This is a genomic window from Pseudoalteromonas sp. BSi20480 (genome assembly GCF_000241365.1).
GTDB classification, from domain to species: domain Bacteria; phylum Pseudomonadota; class Gammaproteobacteria; order Enterobacterales; family Alteromonadaceae; genus Pseudoalteromonas; species Pseudoalteromonas marina.
In genome coordinates this window covers 1-3,842 of sequence record NZ_BADX01000132.1, presented here as the reverse complement: position 1 = coordinate 3,842, position 3,842 = coordinate 1, and the positions used below count along the sequence as shown (strand labels likewise).

Below are 3,842 nucleotides of genomic sequence, written 5' to 3'. Positions count from 1 at the left end.
TCTCTATATAAACTCCAATGATAAAAACATTTAAAATATATCCATATTTCATTTATCTAATCTATTTTTAATATCTCCTTAACTTTACTATTTAAAGATTTTGTCACTTAGCCTTTGCAAGGCCCAATTTTTATCGTCATTACTCTATTTCACTCAGCTCAGTTAATACCAATCCGAAATAGTACTTAATTATGTGAATCTGTATGAGTAACGCACTTGTCCATAACAAAATAAACAAATCAGAACATTAGTAATTTAATTACTCCTTTATCTATGTTTTAGTCAATCAGATATTTTCAACACGATGAGAGTAAGGTTTGCTCTTTTAAAATAAAAAAGCAGCAACTAGAGCTAGATTGAGGAAAATGTGACGTGGCTATAATAAGTTTTAAATGAGTTGTATAAGCGACTCTTAAGAGCCACTTATACCGGATGAATTGTTAGTGCAGTTTGCTTTGAACCTTATAAGTAGGGTATTCGCTTAGCAAGCCTTGTATAAGCGCAACACACATTAAAATAAGTATGATTGAAAATGGGAGTGCAGTAGTTACTACACCCGATTGAAGTGCTTGTAAGGCTTGCGAGCCGCCAACCCAAAGTAACACTGCTGCTATCATACCTTCGACAGTAGCCCAAAATATACGCTGTGGCACTGGTGCATCAATTTTACCGCCAGCAGTTATGCCGTCTATCACCAGTGATCCTGAATCAGATGAAGTGATAAAAAAGACTAAAACTAAAGCAATAGAAATAATTGAAATAAAGCTAGAAAACGGTAGCTGTTCATATACCTGAAATAAAGTAACTGAAATATCAGTCAAACCATTTTGTTCAAGTGGTCCGACTTTGTCTATAACTTGTGTTATTGCCATATTGCCAAATACACCCATCCACACAAGGCTAAGCAGAGTTGGTAGCCCTATAACAACAAGTAAGAACTCTCGTACAGTGCGCCCTTTAGAAACACGCGCTATAAACATACCAACAAACGGTGACCAAGATATCCACCACGCCCAATAAAATACAGTCCAAGAATGCATCCAATCTTCATCGGGCCTATTAAAAGGATTACTCAATGGTACAAAATGTTCTACGTATGCTCCCAGGGTAAACCAAACAGCAGGGATTGAATCAGAGAATGTAAGTACGATAACAACTAACAGTAAAAAAAACGCACAAATTAAATTAACGTTGCTTAGTACTTTTACACCGCCCTCAATACCTCTAATAACAGAGAAAATAGCAATACACGTTACTAAGCCAATAACAGATATTTGAAAAGCAGTGCCATAATCGGTGCCTAAAAGATAATTTATACCACTGGTCGCTTGTTGCGCGCCAAGCCCCAGTGATGTTGCTAAACCAAATAAAGTCGACAATACCGCGAGTATATCTATGATATGCCCCATCCACCCCCATGCGCGATCACCAAATAAGGGATAGAAAACAGAACGTATAGACAAAGGCAGGCCTTTATTAAATGCAAAAAAAGCCAAGCTTAAGCCAACTACTGCGTAAATTGCCCATCCGTGCAAACCCCAGTGGTACATAGTTGCACCTAAAGCTAATGAATGTGCTTGTGCTGAATTGGGTTCAACCCCCATAGGCATATGATACCAACCTGTATAATAAGCTGTTGGCTCTGCAACACCCCAAAATAGTAATCCAATGCCCATTCCTGCAGCAAATAACATGGCAAGCCACGATATGTAACCATGCTCTGGACGAGCTTTTACACCGCCTAAACGAATTTTACCTAAGGGAGAGAATGCCAAGATAATACAAAAGATTACAAAGGCGTTAGCAAGTAACATAAAGTAACTATCGAATTGATTTATGATAGCGTCTTTAGTGGAGGTTAGTGCGTCGCGAGTAACGGTAGGGTCAAAAACCAAGCTAAGCAATACAAATAAAACAACTAAAAAAGCGCTTATTCCAAATACAGGATTATGTATATCAAACCCCCATTTTTGAATATTATCTTGTCCAACTTGATAATCAGTAGTATCGATACTGTATTTTTTTGTCATGTCATCCATCGGCTTTCCTTTTTTAGATATCTCTTTTTGTTCCTATACGCAGTAAATATAAAGTAGTCGTAAAAATTAATCTAAGTTTTAATGTTGGGTAAATAAACTTTAGAACTAAAAAAGCGAGCCGGAACTCGCTATTTTATTTTTTATTTCCAAGCTAGAGGGTCTACCTCTTTATCTAGCTTTGGATGTTTACTTTTATCAAATGAGGGGATAAGGCCTTTTTTACGTTGTTCGTTATAGTCTTTTGAAAGCCATACAACGACACCTGAAAGCATAAATAACGCGATTACATTAACAATAGCCATTAAACCCATAGATATATCTGCTAATGTCCAAATTAATCCGAGCTCACCTACAGCCCCAAACATAACCATTCCTAAAACGATCAGACGGAATAAAAACATTCCTTTTTGGGAGTTATGTTCTAAAAACATAAGATTAGTTTCTGCATACGAGTAATTAGCAACAATAGAGGTAAAGGCAAAGAATAAAATTGCAATAGCGATAAAATAAGTGCCCCAACTACCAACATGTTCTGATAATGCTGCTTGAGTCAATTCTATACCCAATACTCCTGATTCAGGAATTAATTGCTGAGATAGAAGGATAAGTGATGCAGTCGCAGTACAAATTACAATTGTGTCAATAAAAACCCCAAGCATTTGCACATAACCCTGTGAAGCAGGGTGAGGAGGGTAAGGTGTTGCTGTTGCTGCAGCATTAGCGGCGCTACCCATACCCGCTTCGTTAGAGAACAAACCACGTTTAATTCCTTGGATCATCGCTTGTATTACACCATAACCTATAGCGCCAGCACCGGCTTGCTCTATTCCAAAAGCACTGTTAATTACTAACATGAATACATCAGGAAGTGCAGCAAAGTTAATAGCACAAACATAAAGCGCAACACATAAATAGGCCAAAGCCATAAAAGGCACAACCATTTCAGCAAATCGAGATATTGTTTTAAGGCCTCCAAATATGATGATCCCAGAACCAATAACTAAACAAATACCTACAATATATTTAGGGATATCAAATGCTACTTCAAAAGCGGCAGCAATAGAGTTTGACTGCACAGCATTAAATACCAGACCAAAAGCTAAAATTAAACACAATGAGAATAAAACCCCCATCCAACGTTTACCTAAGCCAGTTTGCATATAGTAAGCTGGACCACCTCTAAAATTGCCTTCAGCATCTTTTGTTTTATAAGCTTGTGCAAGTGTACTTTCGGCAAAGCTTGTCGCCATACCAATTAATGCAATTAACCACATCCAAAAAATAGCTCCCGGGCCACCCAGATACAATGCAACAGCGACACCTGCCATATTCCCAGTACCGACTCGAGCTGCTAATGAAGTACAAAAAGCTTGAAAAGAAGAGATTTCGTTATTCCCACATTTTCGAGATCCAAACATAACCTTGAACATATGTGGAAATTGTACAAATTGAATAAAACCTAATTTAAAGGTAAAAAATAAACCCGCTGCTATTAATAAGTATACGAGGACGTGCCCCCACAAGAGACCACTTATACTATTTATTATATCTGCCATAAATACTACCTAAAGACATGCGTTAAAAAAGTGACCGCAACTTACCATAGGAATGGCCAAGTGTTTAGAATAAACGACCATAAAAATAGAGTTATCAACAGGTGTTTGTGAGTAACTTGTGTTTAGGGTGTGCGCTTGCTTGGGGTGTAATTTAAATCACTTTTTTAGTTAAAAAAGGCTTGCGTTAAATTCGCTGCTCCCTATAATGCGACCCCACTGAGACGGCAGAGCAGGCAACGCTTAAGCT

2 protein-coding genes are annotated in these 3,842 nt (G+C 37.7%); both read right to left on the bottom strand.

Going from position 1 to position 3,842, the window contains the following annotated elements:
* Nucleotides 1-440: 440 nt before the first annotated feature.
* Nucleotides 441-2,039, bottom strand: coding sequence for a BCCT family transporter (locus tag P20480_RS05945; RefSeq protein ID WP_008131063.1), 1,599 nt, complete (start codon nucleotides 2,037-2,039; stop codon nucleotides 441-443).
* 140 nt (nucleotides 2,040-2,179) lie between these two features.
* Complete coding sequence (locus P20480_RS05950; RefSeq protein ID WP_033025651.1) at nucleotides 2,180-3,595, bottom strand: alanine/glycine:cation symporter family protein; 1,416 nt, start codon at nucleotides 3,593-3,595, stop codon at nucleotides 2,180-2,182.
* Nucleotides 3,596-3,842: the final 247 nt, after the last annotated feature.